Raw genomic sequence first — 14,208 nt, forward strand, 5'->3', positions numbered from 1 at the left:
TCCAAAAGCATAAAAAGATTATTAAAACCGAAAAAATGCATCAATCAAAAAAACTGTTCCTATTTAATTTCTTGTTTATATGTGTTACAATCGCGGCAATTACAGGTTGTAATGAGAATAAGAAAGGCTCAAACAATCTGAACTCTACTGAGTCTATTGTATCATCTGACAATACAGCCTGCTTTGAAAAATACAAAACAGATTTAATGAGCATGCTCACAAAAGAAGAGATTCTATCAGGCTATAAAGGCGATATGGCAGGCGCCGAACTAAAGTCAGATTTAAGGGAAAAATATAGCAGTTTTTCTTCTTATACTTATTCTTGGCTAGGCGATCCAGATCGTGCGGAACGGATTATGGCCAGCGGAAGAGATTTCGGGCCTATGAATTATAGAATTGGCGTAGGATATTTGGATTTTTACAAAGAAGGGACCAAATTCATAATTAAGAACTTTACAAGTACCTATAATCTTACAGATGCGAAAAAAGCCGCAGCTAAGGAAGCAATAAATAAAGAGCTTGAAAAGCAAGGTGTTGATACTAAAACAAAAAAAACATCCAAAGCAATCACAAATTCCATAATTCCAGATCTTAAATTTACACCTGTAGAAGGTATTGGTGACGCTGCTGTTTGGAGTTATATAGACAGTAGCTTGATTGTTCTAAAAGGAAGAACGAAATTCAGAGTAATAGTAGATGTTAGCGATAACCATGAAGAAGATGTGGCCTTGGCCAAAAAATTAGCTCAGATAATTTTGGATAAATGTGAATAAACTATTCATATAAAGAAAAACCCGTGATATCTAAATCACAACATTTAACTATGTCGGAAATCGACATTTTATTTTAAGAGCAATGAGAGAAGTAATAATTCGCTCACTGATTAACTAAGTTTAAGAACCTTTCTGAAGAATTTATTTTTCAAGAAGGTTTTTTTATTGCTAAGAGTAGCTTTCCAATTTTATTGAGAGAAATTTCATATCCACTCATCTTATTTCCCGATTGAGTATCTTTGGAATAAAACTGTATCTATGAAAAATTCGCAGAGATTCAGATTTCCAAAAACCGTTCTGTTCGGTATAACTGCGCTGTACATCGTATTAATGCTCGCTACTTATTTTCTATATTATAAAGAACCTGTAATAATCTGCGCCCAAAGAATGTTGGTAGGCCAGTCTATAGCCTTGGTTTTTCAAGTAGTGTTGAATTACGTTAACTATCATTCCAAACAAAAAATCGTTATTCTTGCCACGCTGTTCGTTAGTACCATGCTTCTTATGGGAGCGCTTTCTGCCTTTTTCAATCTGGGATTAATGTGCGAATTCTATGGATTTTAAAAATGAATGAAAACGCTACTTTTAAAGAACATACCTTCCCGAACTTAGTATAAATATTTAGCCGATGACTTTTTTAAAATTAATCTTTACAATTTTTCTTAGTGTAGTAATACTTGTTTCCTGCAAAACTGAAACAAAAAAGAAAGCTATAACTTCTGAAATTGAAACAACGGCAGAAACTGTCACTTTATTAGAAAATCCAACTTCTGGCAATAGTGCTCTACCAAGACTTTTTGGAACGGAGAATCAACTTTTTATGTCTTGGGTTGAAACGAAAGATTCAATTTCGGTATTGTATTTTTCAACATTTGAAGAAGGCAAATGGACAAAGCCTTACGAAGTAAATTCTGGAAGTGATTGGTTTATCAATTGGGCAGATTTCCCCGCCATTGCAGAAAATAATGGAAATATTATAATCACTTACCTACAAAAATCCGCCAACGGGAAATATACCTATGATGCTAAAATCAATCTTTTTTCTGCTGAAACACAGACTTGGAAAAAGAATATTCTTTTGCACAACGATGGAACAGCTAGTGAACACGGCTTTGTTTCAATCGTGCCGCAAGGAAAATCTTCTTTTTATGCAATCTGGCTCGATGGTAGAAACACAAAAGCTGAAGCAGGCGGCCATGGCAATCACGGGGCAGGAGCAATGTCGCTTCGTGGACGTTTGGTGCATGCAGATGGCACAATGCAGCCTGATCTAGAACTGGATAACCGTGTTTGTGATTGCTGCCAAACAGCGATGACTTCCATAGAAAACGCACCATTGCTTGTGTACAGAAACCGAACAGGTTCCGAGGTAAGGGATATTTCTCGCATCGGACTTTTCGATGATTCATTTTCAGAATCGCAACCAATTTTTAATGATAACTGGGAAATTCCAGGTTGTCCAGTTAATGGTCCTTCCATTGCTTCCTATAAAAATAATGCGGTGGTTGCTTGGTTTACCGCTGTAAACGATAACCCTAAAGTGCAGCTTGCGTTTTCAAAAGATAAAGGCAAAACGTTTGCAGCTCCAATTCAAGTAAATACCTACAAAACTCTCGGCAGAGTAGATGTTGTAATGATTTCCGAAAATACCGCTATTGTAAGTTGGATGGAAAATTTAGGGGAAGATACCCTAATACAGGTAATGCGCATTTCCGCAGATGGCACCGAAGGGTTTCCTGTTACTATTTCAAAAACGAGTTTTGAACGTGCCAGTGGTTTTCCGCAGTTGGAGATTGCGGGTAATACACTTTATGCCGCTTGGACAATGGTTGACGGCAAGAAAAAATCTATTGAAACTGCGTCCATTTCAATTCCAAATTTATGAGGGGAATAGCACTTCTAGCAAATCCGTATCTTTGAAAAAACTAAAATTGAAGAAACTTCTCATTATTGGCCACACTTTTCCTGAACCCAGCACCACTGCTGCGGGAAGCAGAATGATGCAGTTGCTAAAACTGTTTAAGGAAGAAAATTACCAAATCACTTTAGCAAGTACTGCTGCAATTTCTGAACGAACAGTCAATCTGAAAAATCAGAACATTTCAGTAAAAAATATTCTGTTGAATGACGCTTCATTTGATGAATTTGTAAAAGAACTAAATCCTGAAATCGTAATTTTTGACCGTTATATTACGGAAGAACAATTCGGGTGGCGCGTTTCTGAACATTGTCCGGATGCTCTCAAAATTCTCGATACGGAGGATTTGCATTTCTTAAGAAAGGCTAGGGAAGAAGCTATTAAAGATAACAAACCAGTTTCCGAAGCAAACCTTTTTTCAGAAATTACAAAGCGAGAACTTGCTAGTATTTTACGTTGCGACCTTTCGCTTATCATTTCAGAATACGAAATGGAACTACTTCAAAACACGTTCAAGATTTCTTCTGAAATACTTTATTATTTACCGTTTTTGATTGAAACTATTTCCGAAGAAAAAACTATCTCTTCTTTTATAGAACGTCAAAATTTTCTCGCTATCGGTAATCTTTTACACGCCCCCAATGTAGATTCTGTTTTGCAGTTGAAACAACTTTGGCCTAAAATAAAAAAACAATTGCAGAATGCAGAACTTCACATTTACGGTGCTTATGCGCCACAACAAATTCTTCAACTTAATAATAAAAAGGAAGGTTTCATCATAAAAGGTTGGGCGGAGAGTATTGAAAGTTTAATGAAAACTTATCGGCTTCAACTTGCGCCACTTCGCTTTGGCGCAGGATTGAAAGGTAAATTTTTAGATGCGATGCGTTTTGGTTTGCCTTCCGTAACTACTGAAATTGGGGCAGAAGGAATGCATGACGAATTTCGATTTGGAGGTGCGATTACTAATTCAAACGCAGCTTTCATTAATATTTCGGTTAAACTATATTTGGATGAAAATCTTTGGGAAGAAGCGCAGAATAGTGGTTTCGAAATTATTCGAAAACGTTTTCAAAAAGAACTGTTTTCTGAAGATTTCAAAAATCGTATCCGTTTTCTTGAAGCAAATCTTGAAAACCACCGTGAAAATAACTTTTTCGGACAAATTCTTCAGCACCATACGTTGCAAAGCACAAAATATATGAGCAAGTGGATTGAAGTAAAGAGCAAGTGATTATTTTGTTTTTCAAAAAAATAATGAAATAATGTTTTTGTTTCATTAAAAATCTATTTTTGAAACCAAACATTTTCAGATTTATTTTAAACAAATAACATTTTAAATTATGAAATTTTCTTACTTAAGTTTTCTCTTCCTTTTTTGTTTTGCAGTGGGCACAGCACAAGTTAATTATGAAGCGGCGTATTACATCAACAATACTGGTGAAAGAGTCAGTGGATTTATAAAAAATAAAGGCTGGAAAAACAATCCTACCAGTATAGAATTCAAAACAACGACCGATGTTGAAGGGGAAGAACTAATGATGAATTCCGTTTCTGAGTTTGGAATTAAAAATAAGTTCAAATATGTTCGCGCCAAAGTAGCGATTGATAGATCTTCAGACGACAGCAATTTTCTTACCATAACCAAAACCCCAAAATTTGAGGAGGAAGATCTATTTTTAAAAGTCCTTATGGAAGGTGATGCCAACCTGTATGAATATACAGATAACAATCTTCAAAGATTTTTTTACAAAACGGAAACCGTTCCTCTTGAACAACTTATTTATAAGCGTTTTAGAGCATCTGCGGCTGTTATAGCAAAGAACGACCAGTACAAACAACAGTTATTAAATAATCTGAGATGTGAAGATATAAACCTTAGTATGGTTAATAATCTTGAATATGACCAATCTAAATTGGTTCGTATTTTTAAAACCTATAACAAATGCAGAAACGCCATTATAGCAGATTATGAATTAACCGAGGCCAAAGGAGATTTCAATTTTAACATACGTCCCGGTATTCGTAGCGCTTCCTTTTCTTTTAAAAATGCAATTGCCAAGAAAAAAAACGCAACATTTGATAATGAAATTGGTTTCACAATTGGTTTGGAATTAGAATATGTTATGCCTTTTGAGCGCAACAAATGGGCTGTTATTTTAGAACCCACCTATCAATATTATAATCCCGCCCCAGAGATTACTGAAGATAAACAGGGAGTGGAATTAAAGTATTCATCAGTCGAATTCCCCTTCGGTTTAAGATATTATATGTTTCTAAATGACAAATCGAAATTTTTCGTAAACGCCTCCTTCGTTTTGGATTTTGTTTTAGACTCAAAACTAGTTTTTGAAATGGGTGATGATCTAGATATAACATCTGGCAGCAGCATAGCACTGGGTTTTGGCTATAAATACAACAATAAGTACAGCGCAGAAATACGTTACCAAACTGAAAGAACACTTTTGCAGGATTATAACGCCTATACGTCTAAATATAGCTCGTTCGGTTTATTGCTTGGCTATACGTTATTTTAAAAAATGAAATAGCGAAAACATCATAGTTTTTGGCGCCCTTATTTCTTACTACAATTAGGTTTAGTGCAGCTTCATCTACAAAACTTACCGAATATGAGTTTTCATATTTCTGGTTTTCTTTCAGTATATAATTAAATATCTCAGCCGCAGAAGTGGTTTTAAACGCTAATAAAAGAAACGCAAGCAAGAGGTTTTTCTTGAGAATTAATTTTAGGGGAAAATAATAAAACTATTTAAGGAACACCAAATTCAATTTGTGTCTTGGAAGAATAACTTAACACAACCTTCACTACTTTTAAATTTAAGCCAATTATCTTTAAAATAGTAATAATCAAAAAAAGTATAAAATGAAAAAGTTAGGATTATTGGCTACTCTAAAAGCCAAAAGTGGAAAAGAAACTGAGGTTGAAGAATTTATTAAGGGTGCTGTAGAATTGGCCCGTAAAGAAGATAAAACGCTCACCTGGTACAGTTTTAAAATAGATAATAACACCTTTGGAATTTTTGATACCTTTGAAAATGAAGAAGGTCGCGCCGCACACCTTAACGGTGATATTGCCAAAGCATTGATGGAAAATGCAGAAAAATTGCTTTCCGAAGATCCAAAAATTCAAATGATTGATATCCTTTCCTCTAAATAGAAGACACTATATTGTGGTTGCAGTAGCTAAGTTTATAACAATCATAAAGTAACCACTGCATGTTCAGAACCCGTTTAATATTTCTAAATATTACCATTGTAAAAAAGACTCCAAATTGGAGTCTTTTTTTCTGGGCTATTCCAACTGTAAAATACCTAAAATGTTTTTATCTTTAAACTTTCTCCTTTAAAATGAAACAATCTCTTTTAACATTTATAAAAAAGTTTCAAGATTTTCTGCAACAAACTTTCAGAAAGAACAATCCAAAACTTCCTTATGTAATTACGATTTTAGTAGCCCTAATAATTGTAGTAGCTGGACTAAACATCTTTATTGAGCTTACTGAGACTTTAAAAGAAGAAATCCTTGCCAACTACGATCAACAAATTTCAAACTATATTATTTCATTTCGCAACCCGTCACTCACGCGGTATTTTATTTTTATGACTAATGTGGGAGATATTTATGGTTATTTAGTTGTACTAGTTTTGGCCCTGTGTATTTCGTGGTTCTTTTTTAAAAACTGGCGTTATGTAGCCCAAACGGTACTGGTTTTGATGCTGGCGTCAATTTCCAACGTTATGCTTAAACGATTTATTGATCGAGCAAGACCTGGAATTGAACATTTGGTTTCCGTGGAAACACTGAGTTATCCCAGCGGCCACGCAATGAGCGCTATGGCTTTTTACGGTTTTTTGATTTATATTTTTTATAGGTTTAAAATGAACAACTGGCTTAAATATGGTATAATCCTACTTCTGGTTTTTATCATTTTGAGCATTGGCATAAGCCGAATTTATCTAGGGGTACACTTTCCTTCAGACATTGCCGGTGGCTATATTGCAGGACTAATTTGGGTCTTTTTCTGTATTTTGATTTTTAACTTGGTTGAGGTTTTTCGGCGAGATCCAAAAACATAATTAGTTCTGTATTCATAAACATCTAAACTCATAAACTTTTAATCCAATCCGCTCAATTCTAAAAAACACAACAGCTATCTTTGCGCAAAATTTTTTATAGTTGGCTCTTTCAGACTACACCCGCGAATTTAAATACAACACCAAACTGGCAACCCCAGTAATTTTGGGAATGCTCGGGCACCAAGTAGTTGCATTGGTGGATAATATTATGGTGGGCCAATTGGGAAGTGCAGAGCTCGCCGCCGTTTCGCTTGGAAACAGTTTTATGTTCGTGGCAATGAGCATTGGTGTTGGCTTTTCTACAGCTATTACACCTTTGGTTGCAGAAGCCGATGGCGAAGGAAATCGCGCAAAAGGAAAATCATCTTTTAAACACGGTTTGTTTTTGTGTATTATTCTCGGCTTGGCGCTTTTTGGGATTGTAATGGCCGCCAAACCCTTAATGTACGTGATGAGCCAACCACCAGAAGTGGTTGATCTGGCAATGCCTTATCTCACTTTGGTTGCTGCCTCATTAGTGCCGCTAATTATTTTTCAGGGATTTAAGCAATTTAGCGATGGTCTATCTATGACGCGTTTCCCAATGTATGCAACTATTATTGCCAATTTGGTAAATGTGTTACTCAACTATATGTTCATCTTTGGAAAATTTGGCGCACCAGAAATGGGCGTTGTTGGTGCTGCGATTGGGACATTAGTTTCACGGGTTGTTATGGTTGGTTATTTATGGTATTTATTAAGCCGAAAAGAGAAGTCGCGTTTTTTTGTAACGAACATTAAAATATTCACTCTCAGCAAAAAAATGCTAAAAAAACTGTTGAACCTCGGTTTTCCTTCGGCTATGCAGATGTTTTTTGAAGTGGGAATTTTCACTTCCGCAGTTTGGCTTTCTGGAATTCTTGGGAAGAATCCGCAGGCGGCAAACCAAATTGCCTTAAACTTAGCGTCGATGACCTTTATGGTAGCAATGGGTTTTAGCGTGGCAGCAATGATTCGCGTTGGTAACCAAAAAGGCTTGAAGAACTTTCGAGAACTGCGTCGTGTCGCCATTTCTATCTTTTTATTGACCTCTCTATTATCGCTGGTTTTTGCCATTGGTTTTATTCTCTTCAATGGACAATTGCCTAAAATATTCCTCGATTATGACAGTACTAAGGATTTTGCAGATAACTTTGAAGTTGTCACAATCGCCGCCCAACTTTTAATTATCGCTGCTATTTTTCAATTTACTGATGCCCTTCAAGTGGTTGCTTTAGGCGCACTACGCGGAATGCAAGACGTTAAAATACCTACGGTACTTACATTTATAGCCTATTGGATTATTGGTTTCCCAATTTCGTATTATTTGAGTATGCATACCTCGCTGGAAAGTATGGGGATTTGGATAGGTCTTTTGGCAGGACTAACGGCAAGCGGCGTCATGTTATTCATCAGATTTAATTATCTTTCCAAGAAATTAATTAGGTTGGGCTCTTGATGAAAGATGCTTGAAGACAGACTTATAACTTTTAACTCATAACTCAAAAAAAATGGATTTCCCAAAATATTTACTAGGAGACAACAGCGATTATCCCACGGCGATTTTCGTGATACATACTGAATTTCCACGATTCATCATCAATCTTGAAAATGATGAAGTGGAATGGTTAGAAGACTTTGATGCCGAAGACCAAAAGGAATTAGAAGCCGAAGCCGAAAACTTAATCCAACAAGCAACTGACTTTTACGATCGCGAGATTGCAATGTATGATAAGGATTAGAGACTTGTATATTTCTTTATCATTCCAAAATTACTTGTTAAGCTCTATTTCGCAATTTTAAATTTCTTCAAAATGAAGCGTTATTTTTCAATTTTATTTCTAGTTTTTCCTGTTCTTGTTTTTGCTCAATTGAAGGCTCCATCGGAGTTTTTGGGATATGAAATTGGAACTCAGTTTTCCCGCCATGCAGATGTTGTTTCATATTTTGAACACGTTTCAGCCAATAGCAAAATGGTGAAATATTTCGATTATGGAAAAACCAACGAACGTAGAAGATTAACCTACGCAGTAATTTCTTCCGAAGAAAATATTGCAAACCTTGAACAAATACGAACTGATAATTTAAAGAATATCGGCGTTTTAGACGGTTCATCATCTCCCGAAAAAGCAATTGTTTGGCTAAGCTACAACGTTCACGGTAACGAAGCAAGCAGCAGTGAAGCCGCAATGAACACGGTTTATAAATTGATTACAGAACATTCAGACTGGTTAGAAAACACAGTAATAATTATGGATCCGGGCGTTAATCCTGACGGTCGAGATCGTTATGTAAACTGGTACAACCAAGTAAAAGCTTCACCATATAATTCATCTCGTAATGCTACAGAACACAATGAACCGTGGCCAGGCGGAAGACCAAACCATTATCTCTTCGATTTAAACCGCGATTGGGTATGGGCGAGCCAAGTTGAAACCCAACAACGACTGAAAATTTATAATCAGTGGATGCCTCAAATTCATGTAGATTTTCACGAGCAATATATAAACAATCCTTATTATTTTGCGCCAGGAGCGGAACCTTACCACGAAATTATTAGCGATTGGCAACGCGAATTCCAAAACAAAATTGGAAAAAACAATGCTAAATATTTCGACAAAAACGGTTGGCTTTTCTTCACTCGTGAAAGTTTTGATTTGTTGTACCCAAGTTATGGTGATACCTATCCGCTCTTTATGGGCGCAATCGGAATGACTTATGAACAAGCTGGCCACGGAATGGCAGGTTTGGGAATTATAAATGATGAAGAAATTGAACTAACCCTTGTGGATCGCGTGGCGCATCACACCACTGCGGGACTTTCCACAATTGAGGTCGCTTCTCAACAAGCCGCATCTCTTAATTCTGAATTCAAAAAATTCTTTAAAAATGATAATTTAAAGTATAAAAGTTTTGTACTAAAAGGCAATCCTGACAACCTAAATTCCTTGACGGCAATGCTGGACCGCCACGAAATAAAGTACGGTTACGCAACTGGCGGCACTGTAACTGGTTTCAATTATGCTGATAATAAAAAAGGTTCTTTCAACGCAAATGGCGCTTTGGTTGTGAGCACAAATCAGCCAAAAGGTAAAATGGTACAGGTGCTTTTTGAACCGAATGCAGCGCTCTCAACGCCACTAACTTATGATATCACGGCATGGAGCCTTCCGTACGCTTTCGGACTGGAAGGAGTGGCGAGTGCAACTTTGGTTCCTGCGAATAACAGTGCACCGAGCAAAACAATTAATAATATTTCTTCTCCAACTTCGGCGGGATATATTGCGAAATGGAACAGTCTTCAAGATGCGGAATTTCTTTCAGCTTTGTTGAAAACAAATATTAAAGTACGCTTTTCAGAAAACGAACTTGGTTTTGGTGGCAACACTTTTGGACGCGGAAGTTTGATTATTACGCGAAGTGATAATAAAACGAATCCAGAATTTGACAAAACCGTGACAGAATTAGCAAACCAAATGAATCGTCAGTTGTACGCATCACCAACCAGTTTTGCAGATAAACTGACCGATTTTGGATCGCAATACGTTCATCTTATTAAAAATAAGAAAGTAGCTATGCTTCAAGGCGAAGGAACTTCTTCTCTAAGCTACGGCGCGCTTTGGCATTTTTTTGAAACGCAGTTAAAATACCCAATTACATCAATAAATACGGATGATATTGGTAAAATTCAGTGGAGCGACTACGATGTTTTGATTCTTCCTGACGGTTATTACAAATCCATTTTAAAAGAAGATGCTTTTAAAACCCTGGAACCTTGGATAAATAAAGGAGGAAGAGTAATTGCAATAGGCAATGCAGTAAGTGCTTTTGAAGGAAAGGAAGGTTTCGATTTAAAAGAGAATGGCGACGAAAAAGCTGAAAAGGAGAACGATACTTTAGGCAATATGATTCCTTACGCCCAACGCGAACTGGAAAGTACCAAAGATTTTATTACGGGCAGTATTTATAAAGTGAAGTTGGATAATACCCATCCGCTGGCATTTGGATATGGCGATACGTATTACAGTTTAAAACTTGGCAATGATTCCTATAAATTTTTAAGTGATGGCTATAACGTTGGCTATATAGAAGAACCCGAAAGTGTATCAGGATTTTCTGGGGAAAAGGCCAAAGCTTCATTAAAAAACTCCATCGTTTTTGCCGAAGCGAAAAAGGGTAGAGGTAGTGTAATTTATATGGTGGATGATGTTTCCTTTCGCTCCTTTTGGCAGAATGGGAAACTGTTTTTGGCGAATGCTATTTTCTTTGGAGGTACTGGGAATTAGTATTTGCTTAGAAGATTATTTTAACCACAGAGAACACGGAGTTTTTTCACAGAGTTCACAAAGAAAACTTAGTGCACTCTGTGCCTCCTTTGTGGTTAAGAAAAAAATTTTTCAACGAAGCCTTCAATTAACAAAAGTAACCGAAACATCCTCCGTTTTAATCTCTGAAAGCAACTCAAGTTTTCCGGCTTCATATAACTCGTCAACAGTTTGTAGATCTACAGATTCCCAAGGTTCAACTTTGTAATTTTGGTAATCTACAAAGCGAATACCATTAATGTTTCTGGGATTATAAGCTTTTCGAAAACGAATTCCGCCTTTGCCGGTATAAAATTTATAGGCGAAGTAATCTACAGTAAAACTTTCCTGTTCTATCCAATACATATAAATATCTTCGTGATCCAATCCGCCGCCTTCTTGGGCGAAGGTTACTTCTATTTCGTAGTATTTTTTACCATTAATCTCCGCTTCGCCAACCAATTCTTTTTTAACCGCAGCTTCATTTAAACCATAAGGCAACTGCACAAAATAATGCACAGAGTTCAATGAATTGGAATATTTACTGGCCATGGAATCTGGTAGAACAAGTCTTGTTTCGTTTGCAAAACGTTCAAAACCAAGATTCGTGAGTATATCTCGCGTTTCACCTAATGAATCGGTAATGGTGCGAGTTAGTTCAAAATTTCCTTTGTGTCTGTGGCTGCTGAATTTAGTATCACGAAAAGTGAATTTTATAGTTGCAGCATCATACCTTCCACCACCAGCGGTTTCGATAGTTTTATCAACAATTTGCTGGGCGGTGAGCTGTTTTTTTTCTTCTTCACAAGAAAGAAGGACGAATAGAAAACCAATTATAGGAAGTAGGCGCATAGGAGGGTATTTCTTCAAAGATACGAATGATGTTTGTAAATAGATTGTGGATTATTTAAATTTCAACTAATATGGCTCTCCAATCAAACTGACTTTTTTATCAAACTCATAGTTGCAGCATTCACTGAACTTTTTGTCCCTTGCGTTTAATAAGTCTGTCATTCCAGTTTTAAGCTAGATTTTAAAAAGTTAACAATGTTTTATTTCTTTTGAAGCATTTTTTTTAAAGAATAGTTACCTTCGAATGTCTAAAATTTAAACAACTCATTATGAAACTTTCCGGAGGATTGTTCCTGCTGTTCTTTTTCATCTTCCTAACAGCAAAATCTCAGTACGATCCCTCAAAAATCTTTGTCACAGATTTGTACCAATACAAAGGCGATAATATTAGGAGCGCAAGTGGAAAACCCAGTTCCGGCTATTGGCAAAACGAAGCAGATTATACGGTAAAGGCCTCTTTCAACGTTGAAAATATGCTTCTAAAGGGCGACGTCACTATAGATTATTCAAACAACAGTCCCGACCAACTCGATGCGCTTTGGCTACAAATGGATCAAAACACTGAAAAGACTGAATCACGGGGAAATAAACTGCAAAACCCAAATAGTAAGCCCGATTCTTCCAAAGGCTTTGATATTAGCAAAATAAGACTTTTAAAAGATGGTAAATGGAATGAAGTTCCTTTCATTGTAGATGGAACAAGAATGCAGATACGTTTGAAGAACAGTGTACAACCTAAGGAGAAAATACAATTGGCGATTGATTATTCGTACACACTTCAACCCGAAAGTGGCGGATGGCGCTCGGGTTATATGGATTCTGAGGACGGCAAGATATTCGAATTCTCCTATTGGTATCCGCGAATGTGTGTTTATGATGATTATTACGGATGGAACACGCTCCCTTTTATAGGTAGCGGCGAAATGTATCTAGATTATGGCACCATTGATTACCAAATAACCGTTCCTGCAGACCAAGTGGTTGTGGGTGCCGGTGACTTAATAAATGAAAAGAACATTTTAAATAGCAAAACTTTACAGCGACTTGAACAAGCAAGAAATTCTGATAAAACGGTTTTTATAAGAACTAAAGACGAATTAAATAAGCCAGTCACAAAATCCGTAAATGGTACGGTTACGTGGCATTTCAGAATGGAAAATACGCGCGATGTTGCTTGGGCAATGTCCAGCGGTTATGTTTGGGACGCTGCCAAAATCAATCTTCCCGATGGTAAAACAGCTTTGGCACAATCTGTTTATCCAGTAACTTCTACTAAAAATAAAAGAGCTTGGGCCAGATCTACCGAAATGCTAAAGTTCTCTGTAGAGAATTTTTCCACGAAATGGTTTAAATACCCTTATCCGGTTGCTACTTGTGTAGCAGGTTCTGTGGGCGGGATGGAGTTCCCAAGTTTGGCTTTCAATTATTGGGATGTGGAGCCTTACGATATGTTTTTATTGGCTTCCCACGAAATTGGGCACACTTGGTACCCAATGATTGTAGGATCTGATGAACGTCGTCATCCCTTTATGGATGAAGGTTTTAATACGTTTATTGATATATATGCACATGATGATTTTAACGGAGGCGAATTTGCTCCAAAGCGCGATGGCGAATACGCACCAGGCGGAGGAAACCCTGCCCATGAAATCGTGAAAGTTATTGAAGACACCAAAAACGGTCCCACTTTGATGACGCCAACGGACGACCAAGATCATAAATATGTACATCCATTGGCCTATTTTAAATCTGCTTTTGGATTAGTGCTTTTACGCGAAGTAATTTTAGGTCATGATAAATTTGATTATTCTTTTAGACAATACACAAAAGAGTGGGCCTACAAACACCCAAAGCCTGAAGACTTTTTCAGAAGTATAGACAATAGCTCGGGAGAAGATCTTACTTGGTTTTGGAACGGTTGGTTTTATCATAATTGGCAGTTAGACCAAGCCGTTACTAAAATGGAATATACAGAAGGCAAGGAAGCTAATGGCGCCACGATTACCGTAACCAATAATCAGCAAATGGTAATGCCTATTTTAGTTTCTGTTGAAGAAAGCAACGGGAAAAAACATACGTTTACCGTTCCTGTGGAAATCTGGAAGTTTGGGAAAGATGCTTCATTTCATGTGAATACCACTTCAAAAATAACGCACATTGTTTTAGACGCTGAAAATCAATTACCGGATATGGATAGGAGTAATAATGAGTGGAAGGGGTAATTTTAATTCTATAGAATAAAGGT

The 14,208-nt window shown here is 36.8% G+C and carries 12 protein-coding genes; 11 read left to right on the plus strand and 1 reads right to left on the minus strand.

Going from position 1 to position 14,208, the window contains the following annotated elements; translation table 11 throughout:
• Window positions 1–35: 35 nt before the first annotated feature.
• From AEQSU_RS10440 to AEQSU_RS10490, 10 genes are all read left to right on the plus strand, one after another.
• Entirely contained in the window at window positions 36–773 is a 738-nt protein-coding gene (locus tag AEQSU_RS10440; RefSeq protein WP_014782827.1) for a hypothetical protein, read from the plus strand.
• A 258-nt stretch (window positions 774–1,031) separates the two neighbouring features.
• Window positions 1,032–1,337, plus strand: coding sequence for a hypothetical protein (locus AEQSU_RS10445; RefSeq protein ID WP_042491907.1), 306 nt, complete (start codon window positions 1,032–1,034; stop codon window positions 1,335–1,337).
• 64 nt (window positions 1,338–1,401) lie between these two features.
• A complete protein-coding gene (locus AEQSU_RS10450; RefSeq protein WP_014782828.1) occupies window positions 1,402–2,658 on the plus strand; it encodes a hypothetical protein in 1,257 nt (418 codons plus the stop codon).
• 46 nt (window positions 2,659–2,704) lie between these two features.
• A complete protein-coding gene (locus AEQSU_RS10455; RefSeq protein WP_014782829.1) occupies window positions 2,705–3,925 on the plus strand; it encodes a glycosyltransferase in 1,221 nt (406 codons plus the stop codon).
• A gap of 109 nt (window positions 3,926–4,034) precedes the next feature.
• Window positions 4,035–5,228 carry a porin family protein gene (locus AEQSU_RS10460; protein ID WP_014782830.1) on the plus strand — a complete coding sequence of 398 codons (1,194 nt, stop codon included), beginning with the start codon at window positions 4,035–4,037 and terminating at the stop codon, window positions 5,226–5,228.
• Window positions 5,229–5,575: 347 nt separating this feature from the next.
• Window positions 5,576–5,869 (plus strand): putative quinol monooxygenase, encoded by a 294-nt coding sequence (locus AEQSU_RS10470; RefSeq protein WP_014782832.1) that lies wholly within the window; start codon window positions 5,576–5,578, stop codon window positions 5,867–5,869.
• Between the two features lie 191 nt (window positions 5,870–6,060).
• On the plus strand, window positions 6,061–6,789 hold the full coding sequence (locus tag AEQSU_RS10475; RefSeq protein WP_014782833.1) for a phosphatase PAP2 family protein: 729 nt from the start codon (window positions 6,061–6,063) through the stop codon (window positions 6,787–6,789).
• 100 nt (window positions 6,790–6,889) lie between these two features.
• Window positions 6,890–8,266, plus strand: coding sequence for an MATE family efflux transporter (locus tag AEQSU_RS10480; RefSeq protein WP_014782834.1), 1,377 nt, complete (start codon window positions 6,890–6,892; stop codon window positions 8,264–8,266).
• A 52-nt stretch (window positions 8,267–8,318) separates the two neighbouring features.
• Entirely contained in the window at window positions 8,319–8,549 is a 231-nt protein-coding gene (locus AEQSU_RS10485; protein WP_014782835.1) for a hypothetical protein, read from the plus strand.
• Between the two features lie 72 nt (window positions 8,550–8,621).
• Window positions 8,622–11,093: a M14 family metallopeptidase gene (locus AEQSU_RS10490; protein WP_014782836.1), complete on the plus strand. Its 2,472-nt coding sequence runs from the start codon at window positions 8,622–8,624 to the stop codon at window positions 11,091–11,093.
• Window positions 11,094–11,216: 123 nt separating this feature from the next.
• On the opposite strand, the gene AEQSU_RS10495 is transcribed toward AEQSU_RS10490, so the two are convergent.
• Window positions 11,217–11,963 carry a DUF6503 family protein gene (locus AEQSU_RS10495; RefSeq protein ID WP_014782837.1) on the minus strand — a complete coding sequence of 249 codons (747 nt, stop codon included), beginning with the start codon at window positions 11,961–11,963 and terminating at the stop codon, window positions 11,217–11,219.
• Window positions 11,964–12,232: 269 nt separating this feature from the next.
• On the opposite strand from AEQSU_RS10495, the gene AEQSU_RS10500 reads away from it, so the two are divergent.
• On the plus strand, window positions 12,233–14,185 hold the full coding sequence (locus tag AEQSU_RS10500) for a M1 family metallopeptidase (RefSeq protein WP_014782838.1): 1,953 nt from the start codon (window positions 12,233–12,235) through the stop codon (window positions 14,183–14,185).
• Window positions 14,186–14,208 lie beyond the last annotated feature (23 nt).

It is taken from the genome of Aequorivita sublithincola DSM 14238 (assembly GCF_000265385.1).
Lineage (GTDB): Bacteria > Bacteroidota > Bacteroidia > Flavobacteriales > Flavobacteriaceae > Aequorivita > Aequorivita sublithincola.

Coding starts and splice junctions, on each gene's coding strand:
- AEQSU_RS10485 (WP_014782835.1), top strand. CDS start 8,319: ATGGATTTCCCAAAATATTTACTAGGAGACAACAGCGATTATCCCACG.
- AEQSU_RS10450 (WP_014782828.1), top strand. CDS start 1,402: ATGACTTTTTTAAAATTAATCTTTACAATTTTTCTTAGTGTAGTAATA.
- AEQSU_RS10460 (WP_014782830.1), top strand. CDS start 4,035: ATGAAATTTTCTTACTTAAGTTTTCTCTTCCTTTTTTGTTTTGCAGTG.
- AEQSU_RS10500 (WP_014782838.1), top strand. CDS start 12,233: ATGAAACTTTCCGGAGGATTGTTCCTGCTGTTCTTTTTCATCTTCCTA.
- AEQSU_RS10470 (WP_014782832.1), top strand. CDS start 5,576: ATGAAAAAGTTAGGATTATTGGCTACTCTAAAAGCCAAAAGTGGAAAA.
- AEQSU_RS10445 (WP_042491907.1), top strand. CDS start 1,032: ATGAAAAATTCGCAGAGATTCAGATTTCCAAAAACCGTTCTGTTCGGT.
- AEQSU_RS10495 (WP_014782837.1), bottom strand. CDS start 11,963: ATGCGCCTACTTCCTATAATTGGTTTTCTATTCGTCCTTCTTTCTTGT.
- AEQSU_RS10475 (WP_014782833.1), top strand. CDS start 6,061: ATGAAACAATCTCTTTTAACATTTATAAAAAAGTTTCAAGATTTTCTG.
- AEQSU_RS10440 (WP_014782827.1), top strand. CDS start 36: ATGCATCAATCAAAAAAACTGTTCCTATTTAATTTCTTGTTTATATGT.
- AEQSU_RS10490 (WP_014782836.1), top strand. CDS start 8,622: ATGAAGCGTTATTTTTCAATTTTATTTCTAGTTTTTCCTGTTCTTGTT.